Source organism: Methylobacterium sp. J-092, assembly GCF_022829325.1.
Lineage (GTDB): Bacteria > Pseudomonadota > Alphaproteobacteria > Rhizobiales > Beijerinckiaceae > Methylobacterium.
In genome coordinates, this window is record NZ_JAKSXU010000045.1 from 23058 (window position 1) to 41449 (window position 18392).

15 protein-coding genes are annotated in these 18392 nt (G+C 69.4%); 3 read left to right on the plus strand and 12 right to left on the minus strand.

Annotated features, from left to right (window positions below):
* Positions 1–120 precede the first annotated feature (120 nt).
* Positions 121–1557, minus strand: coding sequence for a carotenoid oxygenase family protein (locus tag MKK60_RS02685; protein WP_243983826.1), 1437 nt, complete (start codon positions 1555–1557; stop codon positions 121–123).
* Between the two features lie 166 nt (positions 1558–1723).
* Between MKK60_RS02685 and MKK60_RS02690 the strand changes: the two genes are divergently transcribed.
* Entirely contained in the window at positions 1724–2947 is a 1224-nt protein-coding gene (locus tag MKK60_RS02690; protein WP_243983875.1) for a lytic murein transglycosylase, read from the plus strand.
* 89 nt (positions 2948–3036) lie between these two features.
* Here the strand turns inward: MKK60_RS02690 and MKK60_RS02695 are convergent, their stop codons facing one another.
* From MKK60_RS02695 to MKK60_RS02715, 5 genes are all read right to left on the minus strand, one after another.
* On the minus strand, positions 3037–3972 hold the full coding sequence (locus MKK60_RS02695; protein WP_243983827.1) for a BLUF domain-containing protein: 936 nt from the start codon (positions 3970–3972) through the stop codon (positions 3037–3039).
* A gap of 26 nt (positions 3973–3998) precedes the next feature.
* Complete coding sequence (locus tag MKK60_RS02700; RefSeq protein ID WP_243983829.1) at positions 3999–5723, minus strand: putative bifunctional diguanylate cyclase/phosphodiesterase; 1725 nt, start codon at positions 5721–5723, stop codon at positions 3999–4001.
* A 656-nt stretch (positions 5724–6379) separates the two neighbouring features.
* Entirely contained in the window at positions 6380–7729 is a 1350-nt protein-coding gene (locus MKK60_RS02705; protein ID WP_243983831.1) for a sensor histidine kinase, read from the minus strand.
* Entirely contained in the window at positions 7726–8406 is a 681-nt protein-coding gene (locus MKK60_RS02710) for a response regulator transcription factor (RefSeq protein ID WP_147843851.1), read from the minus strand. Before MKK60_RS02710 ends, MKK60_RS02705 begins: the two co-directional genes overlap by 4 nt.
* A gap of 21 nt (positions 8407–8427) precedes the next feature.
* A complete protein-coding gene (locus tag MKK60_RS02715) occupies positions 8428–8736 on the minus strand; it encodes a PepSY domain-containing protein (RefSeq protein ID WP_187274690.1) in 309 nt (102 codons plus the stop codon).
* A 118-nt stretch (positions 8737–8854) separates the two neighbouring features.
* Between MKK60_RS02715 and MKK60_RS02720 the strand changes: the two genes are divergently transcribed.
* Complete coding sequence (locus tag MKK60_RS02720) at positions 8855–9424, plus strand: thermonuclease family protein (RefSeq protein WP_243983833.1); 570 nt, start codon at positions 8855–8857, stop codon at positions 9422–9424.
* Between the two features lie 194 nt (positions 9425–9618).
* On the opposite strand, the gene MKK60_RS02725 is transcribed toward MKK60_RS02720, so the two are convergent.
* Both MKK60_RS02725 and MKK60_RS02730 read right to left on the minus strand, forming a co-directional pair.
* The gene (locus tag MKK60_RS02725; RefSeq protein WP_243983835.1) at positions 9619–10890 is read right to left on the minus strand and encodes an efflux RND transporter periplasmic adaptor subunit; all 1272 of its coding nucleotides are present in this window, start codon (positions 10888–10890) and stop codon (positions 9619–9621) included.
* A gap of 13 nt (positions 10891–10903) precedes the next feature.
* On the minus strand, positions 10904–14101 hold the full coding sequence (locus tag MKK60_RS02730) for an efflux RND transporter permease subunit (protein WP_243983837.1): 3198 nt from the start codon (positions 14099–14101) through the stop codon (positions 10904–10906).
* Positions 14102–14931: 830 nt separating this feature from the next.
* Between MKK60_RS02730 and MKK60_RS28380 the strand changes: the two genes are divergently transcribed.
* On the plus strand, positions 14932–15054 hold the full coding sequence (locus MKK60_RS28380) for a hypothetical protein (protein WP_279603943.1): 123 nt from the start codon (positions 14932–14934) through the stop codon (positions 15052–15054).
* 60 nt (positions 15055–15114) lie between these two features.
* Here the strand turns inward: MKK60_RS28380 and MKK60_RS02735 are convergent, their stop codons facing one another.
* Genes MKK60_RS02735 through MKK60_RS02750 form a run of 4 tightly spaced genes read right to left on the minus strand, consistent with a single transcriptional unit; the run spans position 15115 to position 18283 of the window.
* Positions 15115–16317 (minus strand): Zn-dependent hydrolase, encoded by a 1203-nt coding sequence (locus MKK60_RS02735; protein WP_243983839.1) that lies wholly within the window; start codon positions 16315–16317, stop codon positions 15115–15117.
* Positions 16318–16367: 50 nt separating this feature from the next.
* Positions 16368–17315 (minus strand): PDR/VanB family oxidoreductase, encoded by a 948-nt coding sequence (locus MKK60_RS02740; RefSeq protein ID WP_243983841.1) that lies wholly within the window; start codon positions 17313–17315, stop codon positions 16368–16370.
* A 3-nt stretch (positions 17316–17318) separates the two neighbouring features.
* Positions 17319–17888, minus strand: coding sequence for an MOSC domain-containing protein (locus MKK60_RS02745; RefSeq protein WP_243983844.1), 570 nt, complete (start codon positions 17886–17888; stop codon positions 17319–17321).
* Positions 17885–18283 carry a Rid family detoxifying hydrolase gene (locus MKK60_RS02750; RefSeq protein WP_147840973.1) on the minus strand — a complete coding sequence of 133 codons (399 nt, stop codon included), beginning with the start codon at positions 18281–18283 and terminating at the stop codon, positions 17885–17887. Before MKK60_RS02750 ends, MKK60_RS02745 begins: the two co-directional genes overlap by 4 nt.
* Positions 18284–18392: the final 109 nt, after the last annotated feature.

The following is an 18392-nucleotide window of genomic DNA, read 5'->3' on the forward strand; positions in this document are numbered from 1 at the left end:
CTCGCCTTGCATCGCAGCACTCGCTTACGGCGTTCGATGGCTTTCGCCGCTGTATGCGGCTGGAGCGCGATCACGCCCTCGGGCATCGACGCGGTGATCGGGGTCAACCTCCGCGACCGTTCACGCCGGATCGCGCGCGGGAAACCAGTTGCCGTGGAAGCCCGGCGGGATCCGGTGCCCGAGGTGGATCGTGGCGACGGGCGGCGCCTCGAACGCGCGCGCATTGAGGACGACGAAGTCGGTCGTGTCGCGCGCCGTGTCGACGACGAGCCCGATCAGCCATCCCTCGTCCTCGCCGGCCTCCGGCCGCGCCGGCACGAACACGAACTCCCCCGGGACGCGGCCGGCACCGAATTCGTGCACGCGCCGCGCCCCGCGCGCCAGATCGTGCTTGTAGATCTGCGTCGCGCCTTCGAGCTGCGTGTTGCCGTCGGCGGGGACCGAGACCGCGTAGACGTAGCGGTGGGGTCGCCCGAAGCGGCGCTCGTCGATCCGCGGAAACTCCTGCGGCGCCGGATCGACCACCCGCCGGTCGACCCGCCCCGTCGCGGGGTCGACGGTCCAGCGCTCCAGCCGGCCCGGCCTGTCGAGGCCGCCGCCTGCCGAGGCGAACACGCTCTCGTAGGCGACGACGTCGAGGACCACCCGCCCGTCCGCGTCGTCGTAGGCGTTGGCGACGTGGAACACGAAGCATGGATCGAGGGCGCACCATGTGATGTCGGCGGCCGTCCCGTGCCGGGGGAGCAGGCCGAGGCGCGCGCGGTGGGCGGGGTTCCAGCGGAACGGGAAGCGGTGGCCGGCCAGCACCGCCCGCATCGAGAAGGTGAGGGGCAGGTCCAGCACCACCGCGAAGCGCGCCGTGATCGCGCAATCGTGGATGCAGGGGCCGTGCTCGACCGGGATCGATACGTCGCGCACGACGCGGCCGGCGGGCGAGACGACGACGTGGCGCACGCTGTCCCAGATCCGGCCGTCGTAGGCGATGGCATGCGTCTCGCCGGTCTCGGGGTCGCGGTGCGGATGCCCGGTGAAGGAACCGGCGAGCGTCCCCTCGAACGGATCGTAAAGCTGCGTCTCCAGATCCTTGGACAGCGCGACCGGATAGCTGCCGGCCTCGACCAGGGCGAAGGCGCGGCCGCCGATCTCGACGACGTTGGTGTTGACGGTGTCGTCGCCCCGGCGCGGTCCGGGGGCGGCGGGCCGGCCGAGCGCCGCCGAGGCCGCCCGCGATCCGATCCAGCGGTTGCGGTACCACAGGGCCTTGCCCCCCGCGACGCGGAGGCCGTGCACCATGCCGTCGCCCAGGAACCAATCGTGGCCGCGCGTCGTCGGGCGGGCCGGGTTGGCGCCCATCTTGAGGTAGCGCCCGTCGAGCCCCGATGGGATCGTCCCGGTCACGGGCAGGTCCCGCAGCGTCAGCTCCGCGCGCATCGGCGCGTGGACGCCGACCACGAAGGGGTGCGCCGTCCCCGGCAGGCGCAGCCGGTTGCCGGCCGCCACCAGCGCGACGAGCCCCTCGGCGGCGGCGCGGACGGTCGACGTGAGACGGTTCGGCATCGGTCGAGGGGTTCCAAGGGCGGTGCGGGGACGAGAGCCGTGATGAACCGTGACGGATGCGCCGGGTCGCGACCGCACGCGCGCCTTGAGCGGGATCGAGAACCGACATAGGGCCGAGGGGCTTCCTCCGGCAATGCGATCGCCACCCCGACGCGGAGAACCGATGATGCGCCTCGCCCACCTGCTCCGCGCCGCAGCCCTCCCCATGGCCCTGACGACGGCCGGCCCGGCATCCTCGGAACCATCGTCGGAACCATCGCCCTGGGCCGACTGCCTGGGCAGGATCGCCGCCGACGCCCAGGCCCGCGGGGTGCCGCCGGCCTGGGCGGACGGGCCGCTCGCCGGCTTGGCGGCCAATCCGGACGTGCTGGCGGCGACCCGCGGCCAAGCCGAGTTCGTTAAGCCGATCTGGGCCTACCTCGACGCCACGATCACCGAGGCGACCATCGCCGAAGGGCAGCGCAAGCTCGAGGAATGGGCCGCGGTCCTCGAGGCGATCGAGCGACGCACCGGCGTCGACCGCTTCACCCTCGTGGCCTTCTGGGGCGTCGAGTCGGGCTACGGCAAAGTCCTCGACGACGCCGCGATCGTCCGTCCGGTGGTGCAATCGCTCGCGACGCTGGCCTGCGGCGATCCAGGCCGACCGAGCTACTGGCGCGACGAGCTCGTCGAGGCGCTTCGGATCCTCGCGCAAGGGGATGTGCCGCCCGCGCGCCTGACCGGCTCCTGGGCCGGCGCCATGGGGCATACCCAGTTCATGCCGAGCGTCTACCGCGCCCACGCCGTGGATTTCGACGGCGACGGCCGGCGCGACCTCTGGTCGGTGCCTGATGCGCTCGCTTCGACGGCGAACTACCTCGTCGCCATGGGCTGGCGCGGCAACGAGCCCTGGGGCACCGACGCCGTGCTGGGAGAAAGCTTCGACTACGCGCTGGCGGACGAGACCACCTCGCGCAGCCTCGACGCTTGGCACGCGCTCGGCGCGACGCCCGTCCCCGATCGCAAAACGGACGGCGTCGCGCAGGCCACCCTCGTCGTCCCCGCGGGCGCGGGCGGCCCGGCCTTCCTGCTGCGGCCGAACTTCTCGGTGATCCTGCGCTACAACACCTCGCTGTCCTACGCGCTCACCGTCGCGCACCTGTCGGACCGCCTTCGCGGGCAGGCCGCTTTCGCCCGCGACTGGCCCCGTGGCGACCGCGTCCTGACCGAAGCCGAGCGCCGCGACCTTCAGACCCGCCTGGACGCGCACGGCCACACGGCCGGCGCCGTGGACGGCCGGATCGGTCCGAAGACTCGGGCCGCGATCCGCGCCTACCAGGCCTCGACCGGCCTCCGTCCGGACGGCTATGCCGACGTCACCCTGCTGGAGCGGCTGCGGACGTCGCCCTGACGTCCGGCGCCGGCGGGCGTGGACGACGGTCCGTATTCGCGCCGGCCCGCGATCGGATCACCGGGGCATCCCGCTCGCCGGAACAGGCTCTAGGCGCGCAGGCGACGGGCCGCGCCCGGCGCCGCGGCGGATGTCGGCTCCCTGGACCCGGCGCTCGCGTGATCGGGCGACGTCCGGACCTCGCCCGCCTCCTGGACCATCGCCGCGGCAAGAAGGCGTGCGCGCTCGGCCCAGCGGTCCCGGTCCGCCCGCAGGGCCTCCATCTGGTCCTGGTGCAAGGCCAGCGCGACCTCTAGCGCGTCGATCTCCGTCCGAAGCTCGCTCGTCCGTTGCCGCTCGCGCGCCAGGGCGGTCTTGAGCACGGACAAGGCAGCGTCCGCCGCGCCGGCCACCGAGCCCGTCGCGTCGCCTCCCGGGCGGGCGGGCAGGCCGACGACCGCGATCGGGCCGGCCAGGACCGAGTCGGGCGCCGGCGGGATCCGGGGGGCCGCATCCTCTCGCCGAAGCTGCGCGATCTCCGTTCGAAGCTGCTCGACATCGAGGCCCGTTGCGGGGAGATCCTCGGACGGCGAAGCGATCTGCGCGGGGGCCGGCACCCGCTCCTCCTCCAGCACGAGCCCGTGCAGCATCGCGAACACGGCGTCGCCGTCCAGGCGCGAGAGGTCGAAGCCGCTCTCGGCCGCAAGCTGGCTGAATTGCGCCTGTCCCCCGGCGGACTGGCCGACGAAGGCCATCGACCAGTTCGCGAAGCCGCGCTTCTCGGTCGGCCCGCATTGGAGGACCGTCACGTCGCCGTGCCGATCGTCGCACTGGATCCGCTCGAACGTCTCCTCGACCTCGCGGCGCGGTCCCTCCAGAACCTGGGCGAACGCCCCCGCATTGAACATCAGCGCGCCGGTCACGTCCGACTCGGCGTTGTTCCGTTGCGACGCCGCGAGGATCTGCGTGATCGATGCCGTCATCTCGGCCTCCGATCCCTTCAGCAGGTTCTTGCTCGCGTAGACCAGGCGATAGAGTTCGCTCATCAGAGACTATCCGGGACTGGGGTGGATCACGCGTGCGGCGGGTAGCTCGCGAGGAAGGTCATGAGGTCGTCGGCCGGTATCGGCCTGCTGATGAGATAGCCCTGCACGTCGGTGCAGCCCTCTTCGCGGATGCGCTGCATCTGCTCCGGCGTCTCGACGCCTTCGGCGACCGTCGTCATGCCCAGGCTCTTGCCGAGGCCCGCGATGGCCCTGATGATCGCGTCGCCGTCCGGCTTGCTCGACAGGTCCTTCACGAAGGAGCGGTCGATCTTGATCTTGTCGAAGGGGAACGAGCGCAGGTAGCTCAGGGAGGAGTAGCCCGTGCCGAAATCGTCCATCGACACGCGGACGCCGAGCTCGCGCAGCCGATGCAGCGTCCGCAGCGTCTTCTCGTTCTCCTGAAGCAGCACGCCCTCGGTGATCTCGACCTCCAGGCGCCGGGCGGGCAAGCCCGAGCCGGCAAGCGCCGACATGATCGTCTCGACCAGGCGGTCGCTCTTGAACTGGGCCGGGGACACGTTCACGGCCACCGCCATGTGCGCCGGCCAGTGCATCGCATCGCGGCAGGCCTGCCGGATGACCCAGTCGCCGATCGGCACGATCAGGCCGATCTCCTCGGCCAGCGGGATGAAGTCCAGTGGTGACACCGCCCCGCGCTCGGGATGCTTCCAGCGGATCAGGGCCTCGCAGCCGATCAGCCGATCACCGTCGAGCTGCATCTGCGGCTGGTAGTGCAGCTGGAACTCGCGGCGGGCGAGCGCCTGACGCATGTCGAGCTCCAGCCGGCGGCGCGCCTGCATGCGCGCGTCCATCTCGGGCTCGAAGAAGCGGTACGTGCCGCGTCCGTCGACCTTGGCCCGGTAGAGGGCCAGGTCGGCGTTCTTCAGGAGCGTCTCGGAGGCGTCCCCGTCGTTGGGCGCCAACGCGACGCCGACGCTGGCCCCGATCGTCAGGAGGTGCCCGTCGATCATGTAGGTTCGGCCGATCAGGTCGACGAGGCGCCGAGCCAGGGCCTGCGTGTCGCTGGCCTCGCGGATGCCTGCCTGCACGATGATGAACTCGTCGCCGCCGATCCGGGCGACGGTGTCGGTGGGCCGCACGGCCGAGCGCAGTCGATCGGCGACCTTCTTCAGGAGCGCGTCGCCGATCGGGTGGCCGAGCGTGTCGTTGACGGGCTTGAAGCGATCGAGGTCGACGAGGAGAAGCGCGCACTTCTCGCCGTTGCGATGGAGGCGCACGAGGGCCTCGGAGAGTCGTTCCTGCAGGAGCAGCCGGTTCGGCAAGCCGGTGAGCGGATCCTGGCGTGCCGCCTCGTCGGCGCGCGCCTCGCTGGCTTTGCGCGCGCTGACGTCCTCGATCGTCGCGATCCAACCCTGTTCCTCTGCAGGATTCAGCTCGACCTGCAGCGTGAGCCCCTGATCCCTGACCTCGAACGAAACGGCCGTGCGACGATCGCGTCCCTGGCGCAAGGATCGGAAGACCTCGCGCCTCGGTTTCGCAGTCCCGGCGCACAGGGCGCGAAGCAACGGCCTGGCACCCGGTTCGCGCGAAGGCGGCAGGAAGTTGGTCAGGAGGCGCTCGGCCGGCGCATTCGAGACGATCACGCGCCCCGCATCGTCGATCATCAGCAGCCCGTGCCGGATCACGTCGAGATAGCGCGCCCAGGAGTGGGAGGGGGTGCCCGCGTTCGGCCGCAGGCTCCGCGGCGTCTCGCGCCGGACAGCGCCAAGGTAGTGCCGTTCAGCGCTCATGGCACATCGGACCCGATCTCAGGCCGCCCAGCGAGCGTGCCGAATGGAAGCACTTATTTATAGAGGTAGAATTCTTAATTAGAGGCTACACCGGGCGTTGAATTCGCGCTCTCAAGTTGCAATCAGCCGCCATTCGAACCTGTTGCCACCGGACAGGTCGACGGCCTTGGCCTCCATCGTATCGGCGGCAACGGACTGGCGGCAAAGCCGACGCCCTCCGGCAGCGGTTCAGTGGGAGCCGGTAGGTCGAACTTGGATCGACCGTCGAACGCAGGCATCCGGCACCTGAGGCGACGCCGGATACCGGGGTCGACACGCACGGGCATGATATTCCCGGCGGCGTGCAAGGTCGTCGCACGCCGGCATCCGCAGCTGCCAAACTCGCAAGCTTTGCTCGATCCACCGCGGTGACGGGGGAAACGGACCGCTGCCGGAACGGCAGAAAACGGATGTCCGCTTCCGGGGTAAAGCGTCGATCCCGTCCGACGTTTGGCCTTGAACCTGACGTTCGATTCGAACTCGAAGCGTCAGCGGCCGCCTCTGCGTCCCGGCAGCGCCGGCAAGGGCCGTCTCGGGCCAGGTGGCTCGCGGAGCCGCCTGGAGATCCACCCTGGCGGTCTCGACTGTCCCCTGCCGGCGGAAGACTGCCGAAGACCTCAGCCGGAGAACCAAACCATCTCGACCATCAGCCCCCCCTCGGCGGCCTCGCCGAATGCCATCCGGGCACCGGCTGCCTCGGCTACGTCGCGGGCGATCGCCAACCCGAAACCGGTGCCCGGTCGGCTTTCGTCCCAGCGCACCCCACGGCCCAGCCCGGCCAGGGCCGGAGGGTCCATCCCCGGCCCATCGTCGCTGACCGACAAGCGGCCTCCCGCCCCGTCCGGCGTCCCGGTGACGCGCACACGCCGGTGTGCCCACTTGCGCGCGTTGTCGAGCAGGTTGCCCAGAACCTCCATCAGCTCGCCCTCGTCGCCCGGGTAAGACAGATCGGCAGGGACAGATACGTCCCAGACCAGTGAGTCGCCCTCGGGAAGCCGCCGCATCGTGGCGACGAGCCTGTCCACGACCGCCGCCACGCCACAGGATCTGCGACGCAGGTCCCGAGCACCCGCGAGGCGCGCTCGAGCCAGCGTGCGATCGACCTGACCGCCCATCGCCTGTGTCTGTTCCGCGATCTGCTGCGCCACAAGCGGTTCCGTTGTGGAGAGCCTGCGCATCAGGGCGTCGATGACGGCCAACGGCGTCTTCAGTCCGTGTGCCATGTCCGCCGCGCCGGCCTCCGCTCGCTTGAGCGCCCGTTCCTGTGCGTCGAGCAACGAATTGAGGTCGGCCACGAGCGGACGAACCTCGTCCGGGAAGACGTCCGGGAGGCGTTCGCGCGTTCCGGCATGCACCGCGGCAAGGCTCGCGCGCAACGTTCGAAATGGCGTCAGCGCGCGATGGACGAAGACCGCCATCGCCAGGGTCAGCACAACGAACAGCGCGGCGAGCGACGGCATAAGAAGGCGCAGGAACGTCGACCGGCTCGCGGCCAGTCCACGCCGATCCTCGGCGACGGTGACCCGCAACCGTGTCGCCGTTCCACCGGCCCCATCGATCTCGACCGGTCGCGATAGGGACAGGAGCCGCCCCCCATCCGGTCCCGTCGCATCGGCGACCATCGGCGCATCACCCGTGTCCAGGCCCGACGATTCGAGCCTCTTGTCCCAAAGCGAGCGCGACCGCAGGGACCGCCGGTCCGGCGTCTCGACCTGCCAGTACAGGCCGCCATAGGGTGTGGCGAAACGCGGATCCGGCGGCTCGCGCGACAGGGTCGGGGCACCGTCCGAAGCCAGTCCGACGCGCCCGGCGATGAGCTTGGCCGAGCGGTCGAGCTCGTCGGCCGTGCGGGCGTCCAGCACGCGGTCGAAGATGATCGTCAGGCCGAAGCCGGCCAGCAGTAGAGCGAGGCCGATCAAGGCGGCGCCGGTGATCCCGAGGCGCAGGCGCAGGGAGTCCGCCCTCAACGGCCAGGCGCCTTCGGTTGGTCGGCGGGGACGAGGTACCCCTGGCCGCGCCGGGTCTCGATCATTCCCGGCCCGAGCTTGCGTCGCAACCGCGTCAACAGCGCCTCGAGTGCGTTGGCCTCGCGGTCGCTTCCGACGCCGTGGAGGTGGTCGAGAAGTTCGCCGGCCGGAACCACCTGTCCCTGCTGGTGCATAAGGAAAGCGAGCAGGCGGTACTCCAACGCGGTCAGGTCGATCTCGCGACCGGCGACGCTGACGGCCCGGGTGCGCGTATCGAGCTCAACGGCGCCGGCGCGCAGCACCGGCGAAGCGTGGCCGGCGGTGCGCCGCAGGATTGCGCGCAGCCGCGCTGCGAGCTCTTCCATTCGAAATGGCTTGGCGAGGTAGTCGTCGGCGCCTGCGTCGATGCCCTCCACGCGCTCCCGCCAGCCATCGCGCGCGGTGAGGATCAGCACGGGGACCATCGTGCCGGCTGCGCGCAGGCGGCGGAGCACGCCGAGGCCATCGAGGCGCGGCAGGCCCAAGTCCAGCACCATCGCGTCGTAGGTCTCGGTCTCGGCGCGGAACCACGCGGCCTCGCCATCCGCGACGACGTCCACAACGTAGCCGGCACGCTCCAGGCCAGCGCTCACGTCCGCGGCGATGCGGGGCTCGTCCTCGACGACTAGCACCCGCATCGGACGCGTTTCCATGTCAGGTTAGTCATCGTCGTCCCTGTCGATGATCTGCAGCGACTGCGCATCGACCTTCACGTCGCGACGCTTGCTGTCCGCGCCGAGGATACGCAGCTTGTACAGCCAGTGCCCGTCGTGGTGCTTCAGGTCGAGGGCCACGACGTCGCCGGGCACGGCAGCACGGGCGGCGCGCAGGACCTCGTCGAGCGGACGGATCTCGCCGCGTTCGAGGGCGCGACGGGCCCGGTCGGCGTCGTCGTCCGCGCGCGCAGGGACCATCCGGACGAGACCTGAGCAAAGGGCGGCGACGAGAAGGATGCGGAGGATCGGCATGGACACTGGCACCATGGGTGGGTCAACCTGACGGGAGGCTGACGGGCTCCGTCAGGCCGGCGGGTTCAGGATCCGCCAGAACGCTCCGCAGATCCCTCGTTCGCGGAGCCGCACGGCCATGTCCATCATCATCGGCATCCTTCTGACCGTCGTGGCGGCGATTGCCGGCACGATCCTGTGCCCGCCGCCGGCCACAAGACATCACCCCCCGGCCCGGGTCCCGGACAACCGCGTCTTGACGCTGGCCCTGGCCACTTGTCTCGCCATCGCGGGGAAACCGGCGTTGGCTGGGGAACCGGCGACGGGGCATGTCTCGCTGATCAACGGGACCACCCTCACGATCGACGGCGGATCCGTCACGCTGTTCGGCATCGTGATGCCCGCACCGGATGCGACGTGTTGGGACGCCCACGAGGTTCCCTACGCGTGCGGCCGTCAAGTCCGCGAGAAGATGATCGCACGCATCGGGACGGCGGAGCCGATTTGCGAGCGGCACGATCGCCCAGACAGCGGTTCCGCCGAGGCGACGTGTCGAATCGGTGACGAGGACCTCGGCGATTGGATGATCGCCAACGGTTACGCGATGCCCGCCCGCGACGCGCCGGCATCCTACAGGCGGGCGAGCGACCGGGCCTGGGGGCGTCGTGCCGGCTTGTGGGCCGGAGTGTTCGACGATCCGACGGACTGACGGCAGGGCGGGCGATAGGGCGTATCTGATAGACGAACGGCGCCGCTCTAGGTGCGTGCAGTTGCCATGACGTGCCCGCCGGCGACCGGCGAAATCGCCGTGCGGTCAGGCTGCACGGCGGCCTGACCCATTCGCGATGGCGGGTCGCGGTGCACCACGCGGGGCCCGGGAAACGTCCGCCGCGGGGGCGATCGTCAGTTCGCCGAGGCGGTCCGCGGAGCGGCCTCCTCTCCGGCGACGCGGACGACGTCCCCGCTCGCCAGGAACTCCTGAGGATTGTCGATCAGCCGTTCGGCGGTGGTCACGCCCGCGCGCACCTCGACCTCGTTGCCGAGGTTCCGCCCGAGCGTCACGGGCTTCAGCGCGATCCGGTGGTCGTCGCCCACCTGCGCCACCTGCGTGCCGTTGCGGTCGAACACCAGCGCGGTGGCGGGCACGCGCAACGTCCCCGGGTCCGAGGGCACGTGGAATCGCACCTCCACGAACGCCCCCGGCCAGAGCTTGCCTTCCGGGTTGTCGGCCTGGAGCTCCACGAGACCCTTTCGGGAATCCTCCGCGATGGCGTTCGCGGTCGAGGTCACCTCCGCGTCGAACGCCGCCTCCTGCCCCGGCACGCGCAGGGAGGCCTTCAACCCCGGCTTCATCACGGCGAGGAAGGCCTGCGGCACGTTCACGTAGGCGCGCACCCGGTGGAGATCCGAGACCCGGTAGAGCGGCCGACCCGAGGTTCCCCCCGCCGTGAGCAGGTCGCCGATGTCGACGTTGCGCGCGGTCACGACCCCGTCGAAGGGTGCTCGGACCTCCTTGAACCGCGTCAGTTCCTCCAGGCGCCCGACATTGGCCTGCTGGGCGACGATGTTCGCCTTGGCCACCGACAGGGCCGCCGTGCGCGAGGCCGCGGTGAAGCGGTCGGTGTCGCCGCGCTCCTCGCTCGACCAGCCCTGCGTGACCAGGCGGGCGGTGCGCTTGTTGGTGGCCGCGCTGAGATCGGCGTTCGCCTGAGCCTGGTCGACCGCCGCCTGAAGCTGAACAAGGGTGGCGCGCGCCTCGGCGAGTTGCTGGTCGAGGTCGGGCGCCGAGATCTCGGCCAGGACCTCGTCCTTGCGCACGCGGGCGCCGATATCCCGATGCCAGGCCGTGACGTAGCCGCTGGCGCGGGCATACAGCGTCCCGGTGTAGAAGGCGCTCAGCGACCCGGGCAAGGTGAGGTCCTCGTCCATGGGCCCGCGCCGGGCGTGCACCACCCGAACGGTGGGCACGGCCTGCCGTTCGGTCCAGCTCTCGACCTCTTGCATCCCCTTCGCACGGTCGTTGATGCCGACCCAGGCCAGCGCCGCGGCGCCGATGGCCACGCCCGCCAGCAGCGCGCCGACCCGGCGCCCCGACGGCGTGCGGGGCGACGCGACTGCGGGCTCGGCCCTCGCGTGCGCGGCGTCGTCGGATTTGGCGTGTTGGGTCGGGTGCATGCGGGATCTGCGCTCAGGCCGATGGGGACGAGAGGGGCTGGGGGGAAGCGTCTTCGCGCCGGGCCGCGGCGCGGCGCGGCCGCCCATGCACGATGCCGAAGACCACCGGCACGAAGAACAGGGTCGCGAGCGTGGCGAACAGCAATCCGCCGATCACGGCGCGGCCGAGCGGGGCGTTCTGGCCCGGCTCGATCGCCATCGGCGCCATGCCGATCATCATCGCCAGCGCGGTCATCATCACAGGCCGCAGCCGCGTCGCCCCGGCCGCCAGCGCGGCCTCGATCGCCGTGCGTCCCGCGTCGAGCTGCTCGCGGGCGAAGCTGATGACCAGGATCGAGTTGGCGGTCGCCACGCCCATGCACATGATCGCCCCCGTCAGCGCCGGCACCGAAACGTGGGTGTGCGTGGCGAACAGCATCCACACGATGCCGGCGAGCGCCGCCGGCAGCGCCGTCACGATGACGAACGGGTCGACCCAGGACTGGAAGTTGACGACGATGAGCAGGTAGATGAGCACGATCGCGAAGGCGAGGCCCACGAGCAGCTGCTGGTAGGCCTGCGCCATGGTCACCGCCTGCCCGCGCACCGTGACGGTCGCCCCCTTCGGCAGGTCGGCCCGCGTCGCGTCGATCGCCCCCTGGATGTCCGCGGTGACGCCGCCGAGATCGCGGTCCTGCGTCGTGGCCAGGATGTTGACGGTGGGGGCGATGTTGTAGTCGGTCGCCACCGCGCTGAGCGGCTCGGGGCGGATCGTCGCCAAGCCCCCCAGGAGCTGCTCCGAGCGGGCGGCGGTGATCGGCAGGTTGTTGAGCGCGCCCAGCGTGTCGATCGAATATTGCGGCGTCTGGACGGAGACCGGGTAGGACACGCCGTTGCGCGGGTCGAGCCAGTAGGTCGGAGCGGTCTGCGTGCTGCCCGACAGCGTCGCCTGGAGGCTCGCGGCCGCGTCGCCCTCGGTCAGGCCGACGACCCCGGCGAGCGCGCGATCGAAATCGACCCGCAGCGCCGGGTTGCGCGCCTGCTCCTGGATGCGGGCGTCCGCGACCCCGGCTACGCGGCGGACCCGGGCCAGGAGCATGTTGGCGTAGGCGCGGCCCCCCGCGATGTCGCGGCTGGCCACCTGGACATCCAGCGCGGCGGGGGAGCCGAAGTTCAGGATCTGGCTGACGATGTCGGCGGGCAGGAAGGCGAAGGTCACGCCGGGAAAATCCTGCGGCAGGCGCTCGCGCAGCTGCCGGGTCAGCGCCGCGGTCGATGGGCCGCCCTCGCTGCCGCCACTGGTCTCGTCGAGGGTCACCAGCATGTCGGCGTCGAAGGTGCCGATGGTGCCGCTGTTGCCATAGGAAATGTTGATGCCGCTGATCGGAAGGCCGATGTTGTTGACGACGCTGGCCACCCGTCCCGGCGGAATCAGCGCGCGCAGCCGTCCCTCGACCCGCCCGGTCAGGGCCGTCATCTCCTCGATGCGCGTGCCCGTCGGGGCCCGCAGGTGGATGCGGAGCGCCCCTGCATCCACATCCGGGAAGAAGTCCCGCCCGAGATAGGGGACGAGGCCGAACGACAGGCCGACCACCGCGAGGAAGCCGACGGCGAACGACTTCCGGCGCGACAGCGCCAAGCCGAGCAGCCCGAGATAGGCCTGCCGCAGGGCCTCGAAGCGGTGCTCGAAGCCTCGCTGAAACCGGGCGAAGGGGCCGGGCTTGTTCGCCGGATCCTGCTCGTGGGCGTGCTCGGTCAGCAGGTAGCGCGCCAGCGTCGGCACCAGGGTATAGGTGAGCGCGTAGGACGCGATCATCGCGAACACCACCGCCATCGCCAGCGGCCGGAACAGGAAGCCCGCCACGCCGCCCAGCGCCAGGAGCGGCACGAAGGCGATGCAGATGCAGAACAGGGCGACGGTGGCCGGCGGCATGATCTCCTGCGCCCCGCGGGTGATCGCGGTGACGATGTCCTCGCCGAACTCTTCCATGTGCCGGTTGATGTTCTCGATGGTCACGGTCGCATCGTCGACGAGGATGCCGACGGCCAGCGCGAGCCCGCCGAGCGTCATCACGTTGATGGTCTGCCCGAGCGCCGAGAGCGCGATCAGCGAGCACAGCACGGCGAGCGGGATCGACACGGTGATGATCAGCGTCGAGCGCCAGCTGCCCAGGAAGACCAGGATCATCAGGCCGGTCAGCGCGGCGGCGATGACCCCCTCGCGCACCACCGCCACCACGGACTCGCGCACGAAGCCCGACTGGTCGGCCACGTACTTGAGGTCGACGCCCGTCGGCAGGCCCGCCTGGATGGCGGGCAGGCGCGCCTTGACGTCGGCGATGATGTCCAAGGTCGAGGCGTTGCCGATCTTGAGGATCGACATCAGCACGCCCTTCTTGCCGTCGAGCTGGACGACGTTGGTCTGGGGCGGCGAGCCGTTGCGCACGTGGGCGACGTCGCGCATGAAAACCACGGCGCCGTCCACGACCTTGACCGGCAGGTCGTTGAACGCCTCGATGCTCTTGGGTGAGTCGTTGAGGTCAACGATCCACTCGAAGCTCCCGATCTTCTGGGTGCCCACCGGATTAATCAGGTTCTGCCGGGCCAAGGCCGCGCCGACGTCGGCCGCCGACAGGCCGTGGGCGTGAAGCGCCGACTGGTCGAGATCGATCTGTACCTGGCGCGCGGCGCCGCCGTAGGCGTAGGGCAGCTGCGCCCCGGGGATCGTGGTGAGCTGAGGCCGGATGAAGTTCTGCGCGAGGTCGTTGAGCGCCGTCTGCGAGAGGCTGTCGCTGGACAGGGCGAGCTGGATGATCGGCACGCTCGACGCGTTGTAGGCGAGCATCAGGGGCGGCGTGACGCCCGGCGGCAGCTGCTTGAGCTGCGTCTGCGAGATGGAGGTGACCTGCGCCTGAGCCGCGGTGATGTCGACGCCGGGCTGGAAGTAGATCTTCACGATCCCGTAGCCCGGGACCGATTGCGATTCGATGTGCTCGATGTCGTTGACCGTGGTGGTCAGCGAGCGCTCGAACACCGATACGATGCGTCCCGCCATGTCGTCGGGCTGCAACCCGGTGTACTGCCAGACGACACTGATCACCGGGATGCCGATCCGGGGGAAGATGTCGGTCGGGGTGCGCACGATCGCCATGACCCCGAAGATCAGGATCAGGATCGACATCACGACGAAGGTGTAGGGCCGCAGCAGGGCCAGTCGGACGATCGCCGCCATACCTTGAATTCGCCTCGATCAATCCGTTGGGCGGGGCTCGACGGCCGCGTACAGAAGCATATCGTATCATGCATTCATCGGGCCAGTGCGGCAATTTGATGACGTCACACGCGCGAGGCGACCAGAAACAAGGAGATACAATCCTCTATCGATGGTCAGTGCAGTCATTTCTGCTGTCGTTGACGGCACTGAATACGATTCGTAGCGTACTTTTATGGCACGCCGAGCGATGACTGCGACCTGACGATTTAAGCTGCCGCTGCGGCAACCTGAGCTTTCTCTTGGATGAGGGCGCGGTGGGACTGACCCACACCCGCTTTGAATTCACAGCGGATCTCGGACGACACGGGTGCCGGACCGGCGGCTCATCGTTCGATGCGGTAGACGCCGCGGTCTGGAGCGAGACCGGGCGGACGTTTATTGGTCGATGAGACCGCACCACGGTTTTCGGACGGTGAACGCCATTTCCGCCATCGGAGTTGCTGCCCAACCGGCAGCCGGCCCGGATTGTCGCCCGACATCCCACCCTGTGATGTCCAAAACCAGGCCATCCTCCTGGCGTTGCCCCCCGTCCCGGCTGCCGGATCCGGATGGTCCGGCAGCCGATCGCTTCCAACCCGGCAGCGCTCGCGTCAACGGGGGCTTGGTCCGGGCTGACGTTCCGCCATCGGTCTCCCCCGACCTGGGGCACGGCAACGGCATGCGCTGAACAGCGGCCATCGACGAAGGCTTCTGCGAAAACGCCTTCCTGAACCTCGTCATGGATCACGAGCGCCGCACGCACATCGTCCAGCCTCAGGTAGCCGCCACGCCACCATCCCCAGCCCGACGTGGATCAGGTCGACGCGATCCTGCATGAATACGGCCATAACCGCGCGTCGCAGGCGCTCGCACGGCACCGCGTCGGTCAGTCCGAGCTGGTTCTATCGCCGATCATCGACGTCATTGCCTAAACATCAGGACGGGTCAGCGGCTGGAGTCTTGACGGGGGCTTCCAGAAACGCTGGGCGAAATCACTTGGCGAGGACCTGCTTCGCCGCCGCTCCAAGGGCGCGCACGCCGGAAACTAGGTCTGCGTCGCAGGTATCCTCTGCCCAGTGATGGCTGATACCGCCGATCGATGGGACGAACAGCATGGCGGCCGGCAGGATGCGGGCCACGTTCTGTGCGTCGTGCCCGGCCCCCGAGGGCATCACCTGCCAGCGGCCGGGGCAGACCTGTTCGGCCGCTTCCGAGAGGGCACGCATCAGGTTCGGGTCGCACGGGGCGGGGATCGCCTTCGAGAGGGCCGTGAGCGTGGCGGTGCAACGCTCCCGCCGGTTCGACTCGCGCACCAGCGCTTCGAGGCAAGCCTCCATCCGCTCCAGCACTGGAATCGACACGTCTCGGAACTGGAAGGCCACCTCGGCCCGGCCCGGGATGATGCTGTAGCCGCCGGGATCCAGGGTGATCCGTCCTGTCGTCCAGGTGCTGCGCGGGCCGCCGACCTTCGGAAATTCCCGGTCGGCCGCCGCAAGGAGGCGTACCGCCGAGAGCCCGGCATCCCTGCGCTCGATCATTGTGGTGCCGCCGGCATGGTCCTGGTTGCCTTCGAATAGGATCTGAAACTGCCAGATCGCCACGATGCCGCTGACCACGCCGAGATGCTGGCCGGCGGCTTCGAGCTGCGTGCCCTGCTCGATATGCAGTTCCAGGAAGCCACGGTAGCGGGCGGGATCCAGCTGCATCCGGGAAAGGCCCGCGAGCCCTGCGGATTCGAGGGCCATCCGCAGGGGCGTGCCGTCTGTGCGGTTGCGGGCGGCGTCGATCTCACCCTCCGTCAGATCACCGATCGCCGAGCGGCTTCCCAGGAAGCCGCCGGAAAAGTGCCCCTCCTCGTCGGCGAAGGCGACGACGTCGACGGGCAGCCCGGCCCTCGCCAGCGCCAGCCCGGCGACGACGCCGAGCGCCCCGTCGAGCCAGCCGGCCTCGTTCTGGGTCTCGATGTGGCTGCCGACCAAGAGGTGGGGTCCCGGGCCGCGATGACGACCGAGCACGTTGCCGATGCCGTCGATCGACGCCTCGAGACCGCATTCTTCGAGCCGGGTCATCAGCCAGCGGCGCGCCTGCATATCCTCAAGCGAGAAGGTCGGCCGGTGGACGCCGGTGCGGAACCGGCCGATCTCGCGCAATTCGTACAGGTCGGCCAGAAACGTTTCGGTATCGATCTCGGTCATGCTCGGTCCATGCGAATGATCGCGTTCGGTGGTCATCGCCCCACCCTCTCTCAGAGATCGAGGGTCACGCCGCCCCGAGCACGCGAGACGCATGGCGTCATTCGATCCCGCCGTTTCCCGACCGAGAGAACGACATCGCGATGGATCACCGTACCGTCGCGATAGCCGCACTCGCAAGCGCCACAGACCCCGAGTTCGCACGAGGCGGGCTGAGAGATGCCGTGCTCCCGCAGGACGTCGAGGAGGGAACGATCCGCTGGCACGTGAAGCAGGGCGCCTGTCGATGCGATGTGCGCCTCGAACGGCTCGGGCTTGGAGGTCTCGTCCGAAAGGGCGGCGAAATGCTCGACATGGACCTGCTCCGGCGGCCAGCCCTTCTTGCCAAGAACAGCCTGGACGGCCTCGGTGAGGCGCCGCGGGCCACAAGCGTAGACGTGGGTGTCCGCAGCAGAGCCACCCAGCCGTGTTGGATCGAAGCGCTGTCCTTGATCGGAGAACCAGTGCTGAAGGCGATCACCGCAGACTGCGCGGACAGGTGCGAGAAGGGGCGCGTCGGCCGCGGAGCGTGCGCAGAAATGCAGATCGAAGTCAGCCTCCTCGTCGGCAAGTGTCCGCGCCATGGCGAGGAGCGGCGTTACGCCGATCCCACCTGCAACGAGGATGTGGCGGCGTGCAGCGGGGGCGAGTGGAAAGTTGTTGCGAGGCGCGGAAACGTCAGCAACCGAACCCGCGGTGAGGTTGCCGTGCACCCAGGTCGAACCTCCGCGACCCGCATCCTCGCGCTTGACCGCGATCTCGTATCGGCCGCGCTCGGCAGGATCGCCGCAGAGCGAGTACTGGCGCACGCGGCCGTCGAGGAGCCGCAGATCGATATGGGCACCCGCTGTCCAGGATGGGAGTTCCGGCCGACGCGGATGAACCAGGGTGAGATGCAGGACGTCGGACGTCGTCGCGACGGCCGCCGCAACCTGCAACTTCATGATCAGGCGTGCGCTCACGAGCTAGTCTACCATCTCGATCGTATCGCCGACGCGAATGATGCCGCCTCGCTCGATCCCGCAATTCAGGCCCGAGCGGTTGTACAGCGGCAGATAGACAGGCTGGCCGAGGAGTTCCTCAAGGTACCTGCAGGGGAAGTTCAGCCGTCCGCCGCGCAAGATCACCTCACCGACGCGAAAGCGTCGTCCCACGAGGTGGTTCAGGGGAACGCCGCGGACGGTAAGGTTGCGGCGGTGATCGATGGGCGCCATGTGTATGGGGCCACTCTGCAGGGGCGGGTCGTTTCGGTTGATCGCATCTAGCGCCTCCTGCTCGATCAGAGTCACCTCGCGGGTATCCGGCTTGGGCGAATAGGTGCCGGAACCGAGATAGTAGCGGTCGCCCTCGATGCCGCGTCCGGCCACGCACCGGGCCTCGGTATGCTCCTCCATCTCGTAGCTCGCTGCTGGAGCCGTATGGATGTTGAGCAGGACGCCCTGCCATCCCACGGCTCCGCCGGGGACGCCGACTGCGATCGCGCCGGCCGGGTGCGAGAACGCCTCAACCATGCGGGGAGCCGATGCGTCCGTCATCGGGTGGTCTCCGGCCGGGTCGCGAGGGCGATGGCTTCGATCTCGACCATGGCGTCGCGGGGCAGCCGTGCGACTTCGATCGTCGAGCGCGCCGGGGCATCGCCAGGGAAGTGCTCCGCATAGACGGCATTCATGGCGCTGAAGTCGTTCATGTCCTTCAGAAACACGGTGGTCTTGGCCACGCTCGCCAGACTCGCGCCACCCGCCTCTAGAACCGCTGCGAGATTGGCCAGCGAGGCGCGCGTCTGCGCCGCGATGCCGTCGGGAAATCCACCCGTTTCCGGGTCGATCGGGAGCTGCCCGGAAGCGAAGACCAGATCGCCGACACGGGTCGCCTGGGCGTAGGGACCGGCCGCCGGAGCAGCTTTGTCCGTCTTGATGATCGTCCTATTCATCCATCCTCCTCGAAGCCGACAGGCTCCAGAATCCATCTACGATACTAGAAAATTATCCACTGTGAAGGAGTTGTGGGTGGCGGTTTCCCGCTGTGTCAAAAACCACCCG

What these genes read in the sequence shown, in the direction of transcription:
- MKK60_RS02720 (WP_243983833.1), top strand. Translation starts at nt 8,855, where the DNA reads ATGTCCATCATCATCGGCATCCTTCTGACCGTCGTGGCGGCGATTGCC.
- MKK60_RS02715 (WP_187274690.1), bottom strand. Translation starts at nt 8,736, where the DNA reads ATGCCGATCCTCCGCATCCTTCTCGTCGCCGCCCTTTGCTCAGGTCTC.
- MKK60_RS02730 (WP_243983837.1), bottom strand. Translation starts at nt 14,101, where the DNA reads ATGGCGGCGATCGTCCGACTGGCCCTGCTGCGGCCCTACACCTTCGTC.
- MKK60_RS02725 (WP_243983835.1), bottom strand. Translation starts at nt 10,890, where the DNA reads ATGCACCCGACCCAACACGCCAAATCCGACGACGCCGCGCACGCGAGG.
- MKK60_RS02695 (WP_243983827.1), bottom strand. Translation starts at nt 3,972, where the DNA reads ATGAGCGAACTCTATCGCCTGGTCTACGCGAGCAAGAACCTGCTGAAG.
- MKK60_RS02735 (WP_243983839.1), bottom strand. Translation starts at nt 16,317, where the DNA reads ATGACCGAGATCGATACCGAAACGTTTCTGGCCGACCTGTACGAATTG.
- MKK60_RS02690 (WP_243983875.1), top strand. Translation starts at nt 1,724, where the DNA reads ATGCGCCTCGCCCACCTGCTCCGCGCCGCAGCCCTCCCCATGGCCCTG.
- MKK60_RS02700 (WP_243983829.1), bottom strand. Translation starts at nt 5,723, where the DNA reads ATGAGCGCTGAACGGCACTACCTTGGCGCTGTCCGGCGCGAGACGCCG.
- MKK60_RS02685 (WP_243983826.1), bottom strand. Translation starts at nt 1,557, where the DNA reads ATGCCGAACCGTCTCACGTCGACCGTCCGCGCCGCCGCCGAGGGGCTC.
- MKK60_RS02710 (WP_147843851.1), bottom strand. Translation starts at nt 8,406, where the DNA reads ATGCGGGTGCTAGTCGTCGAGGACGAGCCCCGCATCGCCGCGGACGTG.
- MKK60_RS02745 (WP_243983844.1), bottom strand. Translation starts at nt 17,888, where the DNA reads ATGACGGACGCATCGGCTCCCCGCATGGTTGAGGCGTTCTCGCACCCG.
- MKK60_RS02750 (WP_147840973.1), bottom strand. Translation starts at nt 18,283, where the DNA reads ATGAATAGGACGATCATCAAGACGGACAAAGCTGCTCCGGCGGCCGGT.